A 15,634-nucleotide genomic window follows, 5' to 3' on the forward strand; every position below is an offset into this window, starting at 1 on the left:
AGCACAGTTGAAGCTCTTGGTTCTGTCACATATGTGGCATCTATTTAGCACAGATCGTAGATGTAGTATGGACGGAAAAAGATATCTTCATAACAGGAGGGATGAAATCCTTTAGCTGCCTTCCATTAACTTTTGGAGTTTACTTTCCGTAGAGGTTTGCGCATTGGGGGTGTAAATGCTACAACGGAGATCAACACTGCCTTGTACCTGAAGAGAAGTCAGGTCAAATAGCATTTTGCCAGCCTTGGCATGTCGAAATTCAATGAGCACCTCCGGTGCGGAGCTTACTTCGCTCTGATTCCAAAGCTCGTTAAACTCTGGGTAGGCCTGGCTCATATTTTGTATAAATTGTGCATACCAGGGGTCTGTCACGTATTGCCCGTAATAAGCGCGGAAAATAGCAAGGAATCCCTTTACAAAGTGTTCCCAATTCACGGCTAGACTTTTAAACTCCTTTTTGGTGAATAGCAGTTCAATCATATTGCGTTGCTCATGGGGTAGCTCGGCAAAATCCAAAAAAACATGAGCAGCAGCGGCGTTCCAGCCGACAATATGACAGCGCCGATCTGAAATAATAGCAGGGCAGTAGTGCAGCTCTTGTACGATCTTTTGCAGAGAGGGGGAAATGACGGCTTGCTCTGCAGGAACAGGAAGGCTGTGAGACCCGGCCTCGATCGCCAAATCATACAAATATTTGCGCTCGTCTGTGTTCAACTGCAATGCGGCAGCAATAGCATCCAACACAGAGGCGGACACCTTAATATCTCGTCCTTGCTCCAGCCAGGTATACCAGGTCGTACTGACACCTGCCAGTTGAGCGACTTCTTCTCTGCGCAAGCCTGGTGTTCTGCGACGTGATCCTTGGGGGAGACCGACCATATGTGGGTGTAGGCGGGCTCTTTTTGTTTTTAGAAAAACAGATAGTGCTTCCAGACGTGCTTCCGTTTTCATAGGTATTTTCTCTCCATTCAATGGGTATATCCGAAGTGAGCAAATAATGCGTTTACTATAGTAGTGTTCATTATACCAGGATAAACAAACACTTGTAATAGGATAAGACAAGGTTAAAATGAGGATTATAAGTAAGTCACCGAGCAGGAGGAATGAATAGCTTATGCAAAGAGTAGTGATAACAGGTATGGGTGTCGTTTCCCCACTGGGTAATGAAGTGGACACGTTGTGGAAGAATTTGCTGGAAGGCAATTCAGGTATACGTAAAATTGATACATTCGATGTGTCCGATTTGAAAGCACAAATTGCTGGACTGGTACAGGATTTTGATGCAGAAAAGCAATGGGGACGTAAAGATGCTAGACGAATGGATCGGTTTACTCAGTTTGCATTATATGCGGCAGAGCAAGCGCTCAAGGATTCCGGTCTGGAACTGGATCACACCGATTTGGAGCGTGTTGGTGTTTATGTGGGATCGGGAGTCGGCGGTTTGGATACGTTGGTGGACAATGTAGATGTGCTGCTACATCGTGGACCGGGTAGAGTTAGCCCAACGCTGGTACCTATGATGATCTCGAATATGGCTGCTGCTCAAATTAGTATCGCGTTTGGAGCGATGGGACCTACGCTTTCACCCGTGACGGCTTGCTCTATTGGGAATACAGCAATTGGAGAGGCGTTTCGGACGATTCGTACAGGAGATGCGGATGTCATTTTTGCCGGTGGGGCTGAAGCGGCGGTAACTAGATTGGCCTTGGCGAGTTTCGCTAATGCGACTGCCTTATCCACACGTAACGAGGAGCCTTCTATAGCAAGTCGACCTTTTGATCAGAATCGGGACGGCTTTGTCATGAGCGAAGGTGCAGGTATTCTGGTACTGGAGTCACTGGAACACGCTATCCGACGTGGTGCGGAAATCTATGGTGAGGTCATCGGTTATGGAGCCAGTTCGGATGCTTATCACATGGTTGCACCGCATCCCGAAGGAACCGGAGCTTACTTGGCGATGAAAGCGGCCCTTCGTTCGGCTCACATCTCCCCTGAAGAAGTGGACGTGATTAGCGCCCACGCGACGAGTACGTCTGTCGGTGATGTCGCTGAGACCCTTGCAATCCACAAGCTTTTTGGTGATTATGCCTATCAGATTCCGGTTACTGCGAATAAGTCCATGCTGGGTCATATGCTGGGGGCTGCGGGCGGTGTTGAAGCGATTGCACTTGTGCAAAGCCTGCGAGAAGGTATCATTCCGCCAACCATGCATCTGGATAATCCAGACCCTGCTTGCGATCTGGATTATGTGCCTCACGAAGCGCGCAAGGTTCCACTAAATATTGGGCTATCTAATTCTTTCGGCTTCGGTGGTCATAATGCGGTTATTGTGCTGAAGCGCTACGAGTCATAATTTGTAAGGAGTTATTGAAACCTCAGGCATTCTATCCGGCTGGATAGAGCACCTGAGGTTATTTTAATCGAAGAATAACAGATTCATTTTAGAGAAGAGATAGAGTAAGATGAAGGAAACATTTGGAGGGACGGGAAACCATGATTTTAATCAGGAACATACAACCAGCAGACGCTGAAGCGTATTGGAATTTGAGACTGGAAGCCCTGCAAATGAACCCTGAAGCTTTTGGAACCTCCTATGAGGAAGCTGCACAAGTTCCATTATCTGATGTGGTGAAGCAGATACAAAATAAACGAGATCATTACATACTTGGCGCATTTACACAGGATCATCAGCTGGCTGGTATGACTGGGTTTAGAAGAGAGCAAAAAATAAAAACGCAGCATAAAGGAACGATTTGGGGAGTTTATGTACCATCGACCTACCGAGGTCAGGGGATCGCTAAAAAACTTTTATTGGAAGTCATCAGCCAAGGTAGAAAATTGGAAGGTTTGAAGCAAATTAACCTGAGTGTGGTAACTACCAATCAAGCTGCTGTTAAGCTGTATAGGAAGTTGGGATTTGAAACCTATGGTATAGAAAAGAATGCTTTAGAATATCACGGACAGGAATATAATGAGGAGCTCATGGCTTATTTTTACTAAGGGTGAAAGGTTTTGAAAAAATGAAAATTGACCGATTGCTTTCTATCGTCATTTTGCTGCTAAAGAAAAATAGAGTACAAGCGAAGGAACTGGCTGATTTATATGAGGTTTCGATCCGGACGATCTATAGAGATATTGAAGCGATTAGTATGGCAGGTATTCCGGTGGTGACTTATCAGGGAGCCAATGGGGGAATCGGTCTGATGGAAGGATACCGCCTGGATCGCAGTATGCTGACGGATAACGATGTCAAGGACATTGTGATGGGGCTGCAGAGTTTGTCCTCGTCGTTGGGCGGCCCAAATGTGTCGCGGTTACTTCATAAATTTGAAAGTATTATACCGGAGTCCGGGAAAGAGCAATTTAGTGTCCAAACCACACAGTTTATCGTTGATCATTCGGGATGGGGAAATCAAGCTGCACAGGAAGGCAAATTGAAAAAGGTGAAAGAAGCAATGAGCCAAGCGCGTACTCTCGCTTTTACCTATCGAAATGCGGAAGGAGCCATAACGGAACGAAATGTTGAACCGCATACGCTCGTTCTGAAAGGACAACAATGGTTTGTATATGCGTATTGTCCCGATAGGGAGCAGTTTCGTCTATTCAAACTCTCCCGCATGAGTGACCCTGTGGTTACAGAGACTGTTTTTGCTCGCAGGGATCTTTCTTATGAAGTGCTGCCGTGGAATGAGGGACGGATGGAGGCATCCAGAGCCGTACAACCATTTACGCTACAATTTAACCGTAACTCAAGGCATTTGGCGGAGGACTGGTTTGGTGTAGAAGCATTGACCGAGCAGGAGGAAGGGATCTATACGGTTTCAGTCCCGTTTCCCGAGGATGCATGGGCGTACGGATTTATTTTAAGCCTGGGGCCGGATGTGGTTGTCAAGGAGCCAGCCCATTTGCGAGACAAGATTCATAAGATGGCGCTACGTATTGCGTCTAATTATGAAGAAGTTCGGGAATCATCTTAGATTAAGTAAAACAAACCTGACCCATAGTTGTCAGGTTTGTTTCGTTATACTGGTGGCATACCTGATATCAGTTAGCGAAAGGGGATTTACAAGGATGGATAAAGTTTGTCAAAGTTGCGGGATGCCGCTGGAGCATGAGGATCAATATGGAACGGATGCACAACATCATAAAACGGATGAGTATTGCAAGTATTGTTACAAGGAAGGCGAATTTGTACAGCCTGAATTGACTATGGAGGGAATGATTCAGCAGTCTGTGCCTTTCCTGGTAGAGAAGGGGATGCAGGAAGAAGAAGCGACTTCGATGCTGCGTAATTACCTGCCGTTTTTGAAACGATGGCGGTCCTCAGAGGATACGGGGCTTACACTAGATGGACCCATTCGGGAAGAATATCGAGGTGAGATCCGTTTGATTGGGTTGCAAGCACGTACCAGTAATCAGAATGAACAAACATCTCACGGGATCATTCCAAACATGTGGGAACGTTTTTGGAGTGAGGACGTGCCTGGTCGGATAAAGGAAAAAGCAGGACATGCTTCTGTCTATGGTTGCTATACTGACTATGAAAATGGAGCTTTGGGCGAGTATACATTTTTTATCGGGAAGGAAGCGGCTGTAGATTTCCAGACTCCTGACGATCTTGAAGAACTTGTCATTCCGGCTGCACGCTATGCTATTTTTCAGGCAACTCAGGAACCTTCTTCTGTCTTCCATGTATGGCAGACGATTTGGGAGTGGGCTGCCATGGGACAAGGGGAGCGGACATACACAGGTGATTTTGAAGTGTATGGCAGTCCAGATGAACCTGTTTTGATTTATATTGCAATCAAGTGATGATTTTGTCGTGACAGAAGAGAACCGCCTGGCCATTATTGTGGACCAGCGGTTTTTTCTGATTCAATCAATAGCAGTCTCCCCATCAAGTTAAACGTCGAGTTACAGCCCAAAAGATGAGAGCCAGAGCACTGACACCAGCTCCTAATAGACACACCCCGTTCCATCCGGCATAGATGTACATATGAGTGGAAGCAATGGCCCCGGTGGCGCTACCGATGGAATAAAATATCATGTAGCCTGCAGTAAGTCGGCTCCGTGCCTCAGGGCGAACATTGAAAATCAGGCTTTGGTTGGTGACATGTACAGCTTGTACGGCCAAATCCAAAAGTATTACGCCAAGAACTAAAGCGAACAGAGAATGCTCGGTGTAGCGGATAGGTAACCAGGATAGCAGCAATACAACTAGTGCGATACCCGTCGTCCGTTGTCCCAAGCCCTGATCGGCAAGACGCCCTGCTCGTGCTGCTGCTAATGCCCCGGCGACTCCAGCCAGGCCAAAGGCTCCGATGGCTGTATGTGAAAGAGATAGAGGCGGGGCACTGAGAGGTAACACAAGCGAAGTCCACAATATGCTGAACGCCGTAAAAATGAGCAGCGCAAGGACAGCACGAATGCGCAAAATTCGTTCTTGCACGAACAGTACGATAACCGAGCGGAGCAGTTGCGGATAGGAAAGTGTCACACTTGTGGGTTCGTTCTTTGGCAACACCCGCAACAGAGCTACAGCCATAAACAGCGTAAGTATAGCAGAAACAAGGTAAACTGAACGCCAGCCTGCCAGATCAGTTAATACACCGGCCACGGTTCGTGCCAGCAGAATGCCGATAACGACTCCACTGGTCACCAGACCTACGATACGCCCACGTTCAGTCGGATTAGCCAAGGTAGAGGCGAAAGCCACGAGTGTTTGAGTGACTACAGCCAGCAGTCCAACCATTGCCATTCCCATAAGCAGTATTGTACGGGTAGGAGCAAAGCTAACCACGATTAGTGCCAGCACGGATAGCAGCATTTGCCCTGTAATCAGTCGCCGTCGATTCAAAAGATCGCCAAGCGGGACGAGCAGCAATAATCCCAACGCATAACAAATTTGCGTGATGGTAATGACCATGCCTACCGATGAGTGCGTAATGCCAAATTCGTTTGCCAGCGCATCCAGCAATGGCTGTGCATAGTAAATGTTAGCGACAGCCAGCCCGCAGGCTATGGCAAACAAGAGTGCCACAGATCGGGACAAGGAGGGAATGGGGGCTGTTTCGGCAGCATTTGCTACCGTTTGATGAGGGAGGAGTACCGCTTTTTCTTCTGACGTCTTCATTTTCACATACCACGTCGCTTTCTGTAAGTTACATACCGTTGAGTATAATATACCGATTGGTATGTAATGAATTTAGGTCAATATAACTCGTGTATATATAAAATGTCAAGAGTTTATCGTGTACATATTTGACAGTTTCTTTTCCTGATCATACAATCTTAATATACTGAACGATATGAAAAGAAAAGAAAAGAAGGAGCTGCTTATGGTTCGACCACGGGAATTTGATGAAGATCAAGCGTTGAATGCAGCGATGCAAATTTTTTGGGAAAAAGGATTCGAGGCTACATCTTTAAGTGATTTAACCTCCAAAATGGGAATTCAGCGCCCTAGTATTTACGCTGCTTTTGGAGACAAGAAGCAATTATTCGAAGCCGCGCTGCGCAAATATACGCAATCCCACGCTGCTTATGTACGCTCTAGACTACAAAGTAATTCTTCTGTAAAAGAAGCGTTTTACAATTTTTTTGGAGGAATCGTGGCAGAAGAGTACGAGGATGGGTCTAATAGGGGATGCTTTTGTATTAATACGATGGTAGAACTAGCCCCTCATGATGAGAAATTTGAAATTTTAACCAGAGAACATCAGATGTATCTATCTGCCGTCTTTCAGGAAACCCTTGAGCGTGGTATACGATCAGGTGAGCTGGAGGCTAGCATGGACGCACGAGCTCTGGCCCATACGATGGTCTCTTTGTTAATCGGGATTACCGTGATGATGAAATCACGTCCAGCGCGCTCTTTTGTAGATCAGGCGGTTGCGACTTTACTTATATTACTGGATGGGAAATAGAGATGAAGGGAAGAAGCAGGGATGCCACAGATAAAGGCCGTTCAAACCCCGATTGGAGCATTGTATGGACGAGATGCGATCTATTTGGACCATGTGCATATGAATTATTCGAAGAAGGAGCTAGTTTTGAAGGGAGAGATTAATGGGGGGCTGGCAGCGGAAGCAACAGATGGTTTTGTGCCCTACGAACTGATATTCACAGAAGTCTACTACTTCAACATGATTGAACTGGACGTCGCTTTGCACCTGTCTGATCGGGAATATACGCAGGGCAGCAGCTTTGATGAGCTTACAGATACGCCGTTATTGGCTACAATAGCAAGCGCACGGGGGAAAAATCTAAAGCACCTCATGCTGAAAACCTATGACGATATTGTAGAAATTGCCTGTGGAGACTATAAGATGACTATATAAACGAGTTAATTTTTAGAAGAGGAGCAGGATCAATGGATACCCAAATTGAACTATTAAACGTGACAATACGTGTGATGCAAGGGGATATTACCCGTTGTATGGCGGATATTATTGTCAATGCAGCAAATACAAGCTTGCTGGGTGGCGGTGGCGTAGATGGCGCGATTCATAGGGCTGGCGGTCCGGCTATCTTAGAAGAATGTGTAAGTATCAGAAACAAGCAGGGTGGATGTCCCGTAGGAGGTGCGGTCTATACAACAGCTGGCAAGCTGGATGCCCAATATGTTATTCATACCGTCGGCCCTATGTGGAATGGTGGCGACCATCGGGAAGAGGAGCTATTGGCGAAATGCTATCAGAATACACTTAAATTGGCTTTAAAACTGAATGCAAGAAGCATGGCCTTTCCGAATATCAGCACAGGCATCTACCGTTTCCCGAAAGAAAAGGCGGCGGATATTGCTATACAGGAAGTGACACGTTTTGTACGTGAACATGCAGCTTTGAATGAGATTATTTTTGTTTGTTTTGATGCGGAAAATGCTCAGTTATACAGCCGTAAGTTACAAGATGGTGTTAAGGATATTCAAAAAGATACAGTTGAATGAGAGAATACATGCGTGGAAATTAGGGGGGATCATGAATGCATGAGGAGCAAAACCAGAAACATTGGCCGGTGTGGGCTACGGAGCCTGTAAAAATAGTGAATCCTGATCCTGCCTGGTCAGAGCAGGGCTTAAAGATCATTCACCAGTTGCGGGAGTTATTACTGCCGTTTAAGGTGACGGAAATCGAACATATAGGAAGCACGGCAATTCCCAATCTTTCCGCTAAGCCCATTATTGATATTATGGCAAAATTAGAATCTTGGGATCAACTGGAACAGATCGTATCTGCTTTACAACCAGCAGGCTGGAACTATGTTCCGCCTGAATTGGACGGTCGGGAATGGAGAAGATTTTTGGTTAAAGTGGAACAGGATCAAAGAAAGGGACATCTGCATCTCATACTGAAATCTGATGAGCATTGGGATCGGCAGCTATTGTTTCGGAACCGACTTCGTGAACAGCCTGAGCTGATTCAGCAATATGATGTATTAAAAAGGCGGCTGGCGATGGAAAATCAGCATGATCGTGAAGCGTACACGGAGGCCAAGACTGATTTTGTGCAAAACGTTCTGAATACCGGACATCCTAAAGATTAGGATGTCCGGACTCCCGAGTACTTTCCGACCAGGCGCCGAAATCTCCGACATTTGTTATTGCCGTGTAGGGGAATGGCCGGAAGGCTTGCCAGCACACCAGAAAAAGCTTATTCAGAAGTTGCTAAAGTAACTTTCATCCAGTACTCATGTTCATTTCATGATAGGAAAAATCGTATTTATAGACGTTTTAAGAATACGCTGATGCGTTCCAAAGCCATTTCCAACTGTTCTCGTGATGATGCATACGAGCAGCGGATAAAGCCCTCGCCGCCTGGGCCAAATGCGGAACCGGGTACAGTAATGACTCCTTCTTCTTCCAGCAACCGCTTGGCAAACTGCTCTGAGCTTAACCCTGTGTGCATAATGGAGGGAAAAGCATAGAAGGCACCGTTTGGTTCGTGACATGGCAGTCCTGTCTGACATAGGCCTTCAACGAACCATTTTCTACGCAGATTGTAGGATTCCATCATACGATCTTTTTCCTCCAGCCCGTTACGCAGGGATTCAATTGCGGCAATTTGCCCGATAATAGGAGCGCACATGGCGGTATATTGATGAATCTTCAGCATAGCTGAAATTAACTCTCTTGGGCCGCACACGTAGCCGACCCTCCAGCCTGTCATCGCAAATGCTTTGGAAAAGCCGCTGATGAGCAGGGTGCGCTCTTTCATTCCCGGCAGAGCAGCGAAGCTTACATGCTTCTGTCCATAGGTCAGTTCAGCATAAATTTCGTCTGATATGACGACAAGATTATGCTCCTCAACCAGGCGGGCAATCGGTAGCCAATCCTCATAGGTCATCACCCCACCCGTCGGATTATTCGGATAACAGAGAATAAGCACTTTGGATCGTGGAGTCAGCTTGGCTTGGAGTGCCTCAGCTGTCAGCTTGAACTGCTGATCCGCAGAGGTTTCAACCGTTACGGTATGTCCTCCGTTCAGAAACGTGATGGGCGAATACGAAATATAACATGGAGCCGGAATGAGTATTTCATCGTGTGCGGTGATCAGGGCGCGTAGTGCCAAATCCAGTGCTTCACTGCTGCCAATGGTAACCATGATTTCATCTGTTGGGTTGTAGGATGTGCTGAAGCTGCTCTCCAGATACCCGGCAATCTCTTCACGAAGCTCGGGAAGTCCAGCATTCGGTGTGTATGATGTTTTACCATTTTCCAGTGCTGTGATACAGGCCTTTCTGACATGTTGAGGGGTCACAAAGTCAGGTTCACCGACACCAAGCGATACAATATCTTTTCTGCCTGTACTATATTCAAAAAACTTACGGATGCCTGAAGGTGGCATTTCCCGTACAGCTGGAGTCAAAAAATCGGTTATAGATACTACTGTCGATACATTTGTCATGATGATTTCCTCCTTTTTGAAAAACAAAAAAACCCGCCCCTGTAAAAGGGACGAGTTTATACCCGTGTTACCACCCTAGTTTCATTCCATAGGAAATGACACTCTGTTCACGTATCCATCAATACGTGTTCCGGTTAACGCTGGAAAGGCGGCAGAGCTTACTTCAGGTTCAGCCCGCTTCTCAGAGATGGCGTTCGGCTACCCTCGGAATGTTGGCTTTCACCTGCCCCAACTCTCTGCAAATCCGCTGTATAGCTTACTCGTTCTCGTCATTGAAATTTGTTACTGTATCAAGTTAGGTGTAATTATAAGCACAACATTTTAGGATGGCAAGTCTTTTTTTTATAAACTTTAAAGACACATCATCATCATTGACGACTGGAAAATAACGTATATAGTGGTATCAAGGGGAATGTGCCCCGGATTTCAATGTGTTATATGACTATATTGCCAGAGAGGAATGGTATCCATATGAACGTATTTGAACGCTTTAGCAGTGAAGTTTTGCCGGCGGATTGGAGCTGGATCAATGAGCCGGCTGAATGGAGATTCGATGATTCCAAGTCTTTGCAAATTTCTGCACCTTCACAGGCAGATTTCTTTAGGGATCCGTCAGGCGCAGCGACTAAATCGTCCGCACCCTTTTTGCATACAACGCTTCAAGGTGATTTTACAATATGGACGAGGGTCCGTGTTGATATGAAGCAGCCTTATGATTCAGGATGCTTGATGATGATGGCGGATGATACCCACTGGGCTAAGCTGTGTTTTGAATATTTTGAAAGCACTCCATCTATTCTTAGTGTGGTCACTCGGGATACATCCGATGATTGTATCTCTGGGGCGATGGACGTGTCCAATCCGTATTTACGAGTGGCACGAGCTGGAAATTGCTTTGCATTCCATTATTCATCAGACGGTCAGCATTGGAAGCTGGCGAGATATTTTGGTATGAATGTTCCTAACCAGCTAAAAGTTGGAGTTGTTGCTCAATCCCCGGTGGGGGAGGGCTGTGCTGTTACCTTTGATGCCTTGACGATAACAAACCATGTATCCGAGGACATACGAAACGTGGAGTAAATAGACAAAGGCTTTCTCTCTAAGTATGAAAGCGCTATAAAACAGGACTTAAAAAGACGTATATACGCATACTCAGGCAGGAGGTAGATGGAAACTTGCTGTTAAGAAGGAATGGCTACAAGCTGCCCAGTTTGTTGGGAGTGCTGCTTGTAGCTACGTTGGGCTGTTTCGGACTCATTATGTATTTACAGTCCACAAGCGGAACGAGGATGTATCAATTTCTGTATTGGGATATATTCCTGGCCTGGGTTCCGGTCTTTATCACTCTGGGAATGATGGCTTTATCCAGACTGCAAAGTACAAAAGTGAGAAGTATTCTTTTATTTTTCTCTTCAATTGTATGGTTGTTTTTTCTGCCGAATGCTCTTTATTTGGTAACTGAGTTACTTCATGCGTTTCGTTTTTACGATGTGAATCCTGATACACGTTTTTGGTTGAACACACAATTTTGGTTAATCTTATTTACGTCTTTTTCAGCAGCAGGGCTGGGCCTTTTTCTTACATCCCTTTGTGTATTGGTAATCCACCATATGTTGAGGAGGATTTGTTCAGGTGGGCTCGCATGGACTGTAGTTTTTGTGTTGTTGTGGCTGGCCAGCTTAGGCGTATATATAGGCAGATTTGCTCGCTGGAATAGCTGGGATGTATTATTGCAGCCACTGGTGCTCCTTGCGGATATTTGGAGATGGGGAGTACATGCAGGACCAAGGCTTCATTTGCTGTCCTTTTGCTGGCTGGTGTTTGGGATAGCAGTCATTTTTTATTTATTGATCTATATCTCTTTAAGTGAGAATCAGGATGTTTAGGCCGAGGACATGTATTCAATGAATACAGGCTTCGGCCTATTTTTTACACGTGTAGTGTCAAGAGCTGGTATTGTCCTCCCCATGCACATCGTAAAGCACGCGCACAAGCAGATCCTGACTGAAATTCCCGAATCTTTTGCCAAAAATAGTGAGCCCTCCTTTGTTTTCCGATTGATCGGTTACAGATAAACGGAGTGTAATGTCGCTTTTATAGTTAAGGTTAATATCGTCTATTGTGACTTCGGATATGCGGCACCCGTCAATGAAGCTGCCATGCTGATTGATGCGAATTAATTTGAGCATACCATATTGATTCAAATGCGGTGGCCACCAATCTGGATTCAGAACCCCCGGCACTTCTCCAAAATCTCCGGCGCTGGTCCAGTGCCCAATAGGGATACCATTAATATGAAAACAAATGTCAGAGGGATATTCCTCACAATAGCAGGGTGCTTCTGAGCCCAGTTCTGCGGAGAATTGAATTTCTTTAAAGGACTGATTCGCTTTCAGATAGTTGGGGATGCGGTATTCCAAAAAGCCTTCAGCCATCCAGATCATTTCCGACTCCAGCCGCCCGGGATCTGCAAAATAGCGTGGATCATCAAAATCGCCGATAATGCTGTCTCGGGTCACCAATCCACAAGTGGGGGACGCTTGGTAGTTACTATAATGACCTACGCGAATCTCAACCTCATACACATTTTTTTGTTCTCTACTGCGCAAATCTACCATCAGCTTATCCTTGTTCAAATAACACATTTTTCGGGTACCGTGCTTGCCGCTCACGGTATTGATCTCCACAAGGCCGCATTCTTCCAACTTTCGAATATGCATTGTAATGGTACCGTTGCTCAAATTAAGTTTGTTTGCAATGTCATTCATACTTTGGCCCTGATAAGCAAGTAGCTCGAGAATTTGAATGCGGATTTCGGAACCCAGTGCTTTAAAAATATCTAACCCTGACATTAAGTCCTTAATATAAATCATAGCTATAGACCATCCTTATCTATAAAAATTGTGATGTAAGCGCTTATATTTTTTACTTTGATTTATGTTAAAATAAAATCAAAAAGAAGTAAACTGCTTTTTTGTAAATTTTTTTTACTAAATAAAGAGGGGAGTGAATTAGACTCCAAATTAGAGATTATTTCATAAATAAATCGTATTTAAGTTTTATTGCTAGTTTTTTAGATGAAAATTAACTTAAATACGATTTGATTTTACTTTTCATGTTACTCTAATCTATGTTTTATAATTATTTAAAAAGATTGAAAAATACATTGACGAACTGAGGAAGAGCATGCTATATTTTGTTTGTAAACGAATTCATTATTGATAAAGTAAAATGTTAATTATATGGTACATGAGAGGGATGATAATCACAGCGGCAATCAACAACGGGTTGTGTACCGCACAGTTAAAGATTAGGCCGAGTGGTATAAAGTTATTTTAGCACCAAATGTATGCGGTTTCATTTAAATTTAGGAGGGGTCGCGTTGATAAAGAAAAAAAGTTTTGCAATAACAATGGTTGTTCTGTTGTTAATGGTGGCTGCACTGGCTGGTTGTAGTGGGGGAAGTTCCAGTAGTGATGGAAGCAAGGAACTGACATTCATGTTCCGTGGTGGAACTGATGAACAAAAGGCATATAAGGAAGTAATTAAGAAATTTGAAGAGGAACATCCTGGCGTAAAAGTTAAAATGGTCGTGACGGCAGCGGATCAATATGCTACAAAGCTAAGAGCTGCGATCACAGGAAACAATCTTCCAGATATCTTTTACTTTGCCCCTGGAGATGTGAAAGCTTATGTAAACAGTGGGGTGTTGAAGAATCTCACTCCTTACATTGAGAAGAACAAGGACATTAAACTGGATAACATCTGGAAATACGGTATAGATTTGTATCGCTATGACGGTAAAATGGCCGGTCAAGGAGATATTTACGGTATGCCGAAGGACTTAGGTCCATTCGCACTCGGCTACAACAAAACGATGTTCGAAAAAGCGGGCGTTCCCTTGCCTGACAAAGACAAACCGTATACATGGGATGAATTTATCAAGGTTAGCCAAGAGTTGACTAAGGATACCAATGGTGACGGCAAGCCAGATCAATACGGTACAGGCTTTAACGTTCAGTGGGCATTGCAAGCCTTTGTTTGGAGTAATGGGGCTGATTGGCTGGATGAGAGCAAAACTAAAGTAACGATTGATGATCCGAAATTTGCGGAAGCGCTTCAGTACTTTGCTGACATGCAAAACAAATATAAAATCACACCTGGTATTGAACAATCACAAACATTGGACACATACCAACGTTGGATGAAGGGCGAAATGGCATTCTTCCCGGTAGGTCCTTGGGATATGAGTACATTTGAAAAACTGCCGTTCGAATATGATTTGCTGCCGTTCCCAGCCGGATCGACTGGCAAATCGGCAACATGGATTGGTTCTCTGGGTATCGGCGTTTCCTCTAAAACAAAATACTCGGATGAAGCTGTTGAACTGGTTAACTATCTGACGACTTCTAAAGAAGGAATGAAGCAGCTCGTAGATGCCAAGGTACAAATTCCGAATCTGCTGGACATGGCTGATGAGTGGTCCAAAGATACAAAAACCAAGCCTAACAATAAACAGGAATTTATTGATATCGTAAATGACTATGGACGCTCATTACCAGGCAACTATACGTATAATGCAGAATGGTACGATATTTTCTTCACAGATATTCAACCTGTGCTGGATGGTAAAATTACGGCGGCAGATTATGTGAAACAAGAACAACCGAAGATGCAGAAACTGCTGGATAAAGCGGTGGAGCAAGAGAAAAAATCACAGAAATAATGCGTAAATAGAGGAAAAAAGGATGATGTTAGTGGCTGAATATCATGCTGCTAACATCATCTTCATTCCAAATTAGAAACAGAGGTGAGCCCTGTGATAACCAAATCTAATCTCTACCGCAAAGAGAAGGTATATGGATACTTATTTATTCTTCCACCTATTCTCGGTCTGCTAATCTTTACGTTATTCCCGTTTGTCTATTCGTTATACGGCTCTTTTACAGACTGGGACGGATTGGGACAAATGAACTTTATTGGTCTCGACAATTTTAAAGATTTATTTAGCGATGAGCTCTTTTATAAATCGATGTACAATACTCTTTTCTTAATGCTGGGTATTCCAATCGGTCTTGTACTAGCTTTACTGCTGGCACTAGGTTTGAATCGCAAGATTCCAGGTACGACAACATTTCGTGTGATTTACTATATCCCGGTTATTTCTTCATTGGCTGCCGTTTCTATTATGTGGAACTGGGCGTACAACGGAGACTACGGTTTGGTGAACCAATTCCTCGAAATATTCGGTATTAAGGGTCCTAACTGGCTGATGGATAAGGATACGGTCAAACCAGCCTTGATTCTCATGACCGTCTGGAAGGGTCTTGGATATACGATGTTGCTATATTTGGCAGCCCTGCAAAGCGTGTCTCGCTCTTATTATGAAGCAGCAGAGCTAGATGGAGCTAGCGGATTCCAAATGTTCCGCAATATTACATGGCCAATGGTGAAACCAGTAACCTTCTTCCTGGTCGTAACTAATATCATTGGTGGTTCGCAAATCTTTACTGAAATGAACATTATGACACCTACAGGGGGTCCGGAATACTCATCCGCCTCAATCGTCTTTTATATTTGGGATAAGGCATTTAAAAACCTGCAAATGGGATATGCCTCCGCGATGGCTATGATTCTCGGCATCTTCATTTTTATCGTAACTTTGATTCAATTCAAAATGAATGAAAAATCATCCTTTGATGGGGATTGATTTTCGCGGAAAGGAGTGA

The 15,634-nt window shown here is 44.6% G+C and carries 16 protein-coding genes and 1 other annotated feature; of the genes, 12 read left to right on the forward strand and 4 right to left on the reverse strand.

All coding sequences use genetic code 11. The features are described 5' to 3' along the window. Positions 1-111: 111 nt before the first annotated feature. Positions 112-951, reverse strand: a complete 840-nt coding sequence (locus KAI36_RS09295) for a helix-turn-helix transcriptional regulator (protein ID WP_220027570.1) — start codon at positions 949-951, stop codon at positions 112-114. Between the two features lie 163 nt (positions 952-1,114). Between KAI36_RS09295 and fabF the strand changes: the two genes are divergently transcribed. The 4 genes from fabF to KAI36_RS09315 all read left to right on the forward strand — a co-directional run bounded on the left by fabF (position 1,115) and on the right by KAI36_RS09315 (position 4,812). Beyond that, the gene (gene fabF / locus KAI36_RS09300) at positions 1,115-2,353 is read left to right on the forward strand and encodes a beta-ketoacyl-ACP synthase II (protein ID WP_023988058.1); all 1,239 of its coding nucleotides are present in this window, start codon (positions 1,115-1,117) and stop codon (positions 2,351-2,353) included. A 140-nt stretch (positions 2,354-2,493) separates the two neighbouring features. Beyond that, positions 2,494-3,000 carry a GNAT family N-acetyltransferase gene (locus KAI36_RS09305; RefSeq protein ID WP_220027571.1) on the forward strand — a complete coding sequence of 169 codons (507 nt, stop codon included), beginning with the start codon at positions 2,494-2,496 and terminating at the stop codon, positions 2,998-3,000. A 20-nt stretch (positions 3,001-3,020) separates the two neighbouring features. Next, a complete protein-coding gene (locus tag KAI36_RS09310) occupies positions 3,021-3,977 on the forward strand; it encodes a helix-turn-helix transcriptional regulator (protein WP_220028083.1) in 957 nt (318 codons plus the stop codon). A 94-nt stretch (positions 3,978-4,071) separates the two neighbouring features. Beyond that, entirely contained in the window at positions 4,072-4,812 is a 741-nt protein-coding gene (locus tag KAI36_RS09315) for a zinc ribbon domain-containing protein (RefSeq protein WP_220027572.1), read from the forward strand. An 85-nt stretch (positions 4,813-4,897) separates the two neighbouring features. On the opposite strand, the gene KAI36_RS09320 is transcribed toward KAI36_RS09315, so the two are convergent. Continuing rightward, positions 4,898-6,133: an MFS transporter gene (locus tag KAI36_RS09320; RefSeq protein ID WP_220027573.1), complete on the reverse strand. Its 1,236-nt coding sequence runs from the start codon at positions 6,131-6,133 to the stop codon at positions 4,898-4,900. A gap of 205 nt (positions 6,134-6,338) precedes the next feature. Between KAI36_RS09320 and KAI36_RS09325 the strand changes: the two genes are divergently transcribed. Genes KAI36_RS09325 through KAI36_RS09340 form a run of 4 tightly spaced genes read left to right on the forward strand, consistent with a single transcriptional unit; the run spans position 6,339 to position 8,544 of the window. After that, positions 6,339-6,926, forward strand: a complete 588-nt coding sequence (locus KAI36_RS09325; protein WP_220027574.1) for a TetR/AcrR family transcriptional regulator — start codon at positions 6,339-6,341, stop codon at positions 6,924-6,926. Between the two features lie 21 nt (positions 6,927-6,947). Further along, a complete protein-coding gene (locus KAI36_RS09330; protein WP_023988064.1) occupies positions 6,948-7,340 on the forward strand; it encodes a hypothetical protein in 393 nt (130 codons plus the stop codon). 32 nt (positions 7,341-7,372) lie between these two features. Continuing rightward, a complete protein-coding gene (locus KAI36_RS09335; protein WP_220027575.1) occupies positions 7,373-7,948 on the forward strand; it encodes an O-acetyl-ADP-ribose deacetylase in 576 nt (191 codons plus the stop codon). A gap of 35 nt (positions 7,949-7,983) precedes the next feature. Further along, the gene (locus KAI36_RS09340) at positions 7,984-8,544 is read left to right on the forward strand and encodes a GrpB family protein (protein ID WP_220027576.1); all 561 of its coding nucleotides are present in this window, start codon (positions 7,984-7,986) and stop codon (positions 8,542-8,544) included. Between the two features lie 176 nt (positions 8,545-8,720). Here the strand turns inward: KAI36_RS09340 and KAI36_RS09345 are convergent, their stop codons facing one another. Continuing rightward, a complete protein-coding gene (locus tag KAI36_RS09345; protein ID WP_025723516.1) occupies positions 8,721-9,905 on the reverse strand; it encodes an aminotransferase class I/II-fold pyridoxal phosphate-dependent enzyme in 1,185 nt (394 codons plus the stop codon). Positions 9,906-9,948: 43 nt separating this feature from the next. Next, positions 9,949-10,187, reverse strand: a binding site (T-box leader). A 189-nt stretch (positions 10,188-10,376) separates the two neighbouring features. Between KAI36_RS09345 and KAI36_RS09350 the strand changes: the two genes are divergently transcribed. Continuing rightward, positions 10,377-10,985: a DUF1349 domain-containing protein gene (locus KAI36_RS09350; RefSeq protein ID WP_028542799.1), complete on the forward strand. Its 609-nt coding sequence runs from the start codon at positions 10,377-10,379 to the stop codon at positions 10,983-10,985. Positions 10,986-11,080: 95 nt separating this feature from the next. Further along, positions 11,081-11,791: a DUF1361 domain-containing protein gene (locus tag KAI36_RS09355; protein WP_220027577.1), complete on the forward strand. Its 711-nt coding sequence runs from the start codon at positions 11,081-11,083 to the stop codon at positions 11,789-11,791. 57 nt (positions 11,792-11,848) lie between these two features. On the opposite strand, the gene KAI36_RS09360 is transcribed toward KAI36_RS09355, so the two are convergent. Further along, on the reverse strand, positions 11,849-12,778 hold the full coding sequence (locus KAI36_RS09360) for an ArsR/SmtB family transcription factor (protein WP_025723513.1): 930 nt from the start codon (positions 12,776-12,778) through the stop codon (positions 11,849-11,851). A gap of 509 nt (positions 12,779-13,287) precedes the next feature. On the opposite strand from KAI36_RS09360, the gene KAI36_RS09365 reads away from it, so the two are divergent. Beyond that, positions 13,288-14,631 carry an ABC transporter substrate-binding protein gene (locus KAI36_RS09365; RefSeq protein ID WP_220027578.1) on the forward strand — a complete coding sequence of 448 codons (1,344 nt, stop codon included), beginning with the start codon at positions 13,288-13,290 and terminating at the stop codon, positions 14,629-14,631. A 93-nt stretch (positions 14,632-14,724) separates the two neighbouring features. After that, complete coding sequence (locus tag KAI36_RS09370; RefSeq protein WP_013309768.1) at positions 14,725-15,615, forward strand: carbohydrate ABC transporter permease; 891 nt, start codon at positions 14,725-14,727, stop codon at positions 15,613-15,615. Positions 15,616-15,634: the final 19 nt, after the last annotated feature.

Origin of the sequence: Paenibacillus sp. S02 (assembly GCF_019454065.1) — a bacterium.
GTDB lineage: Bacteria > Bacillota > Bacilli > Paenibacillales > Paenibacillaceae > Paenibacillus > Paenibacillus polymyxa_B.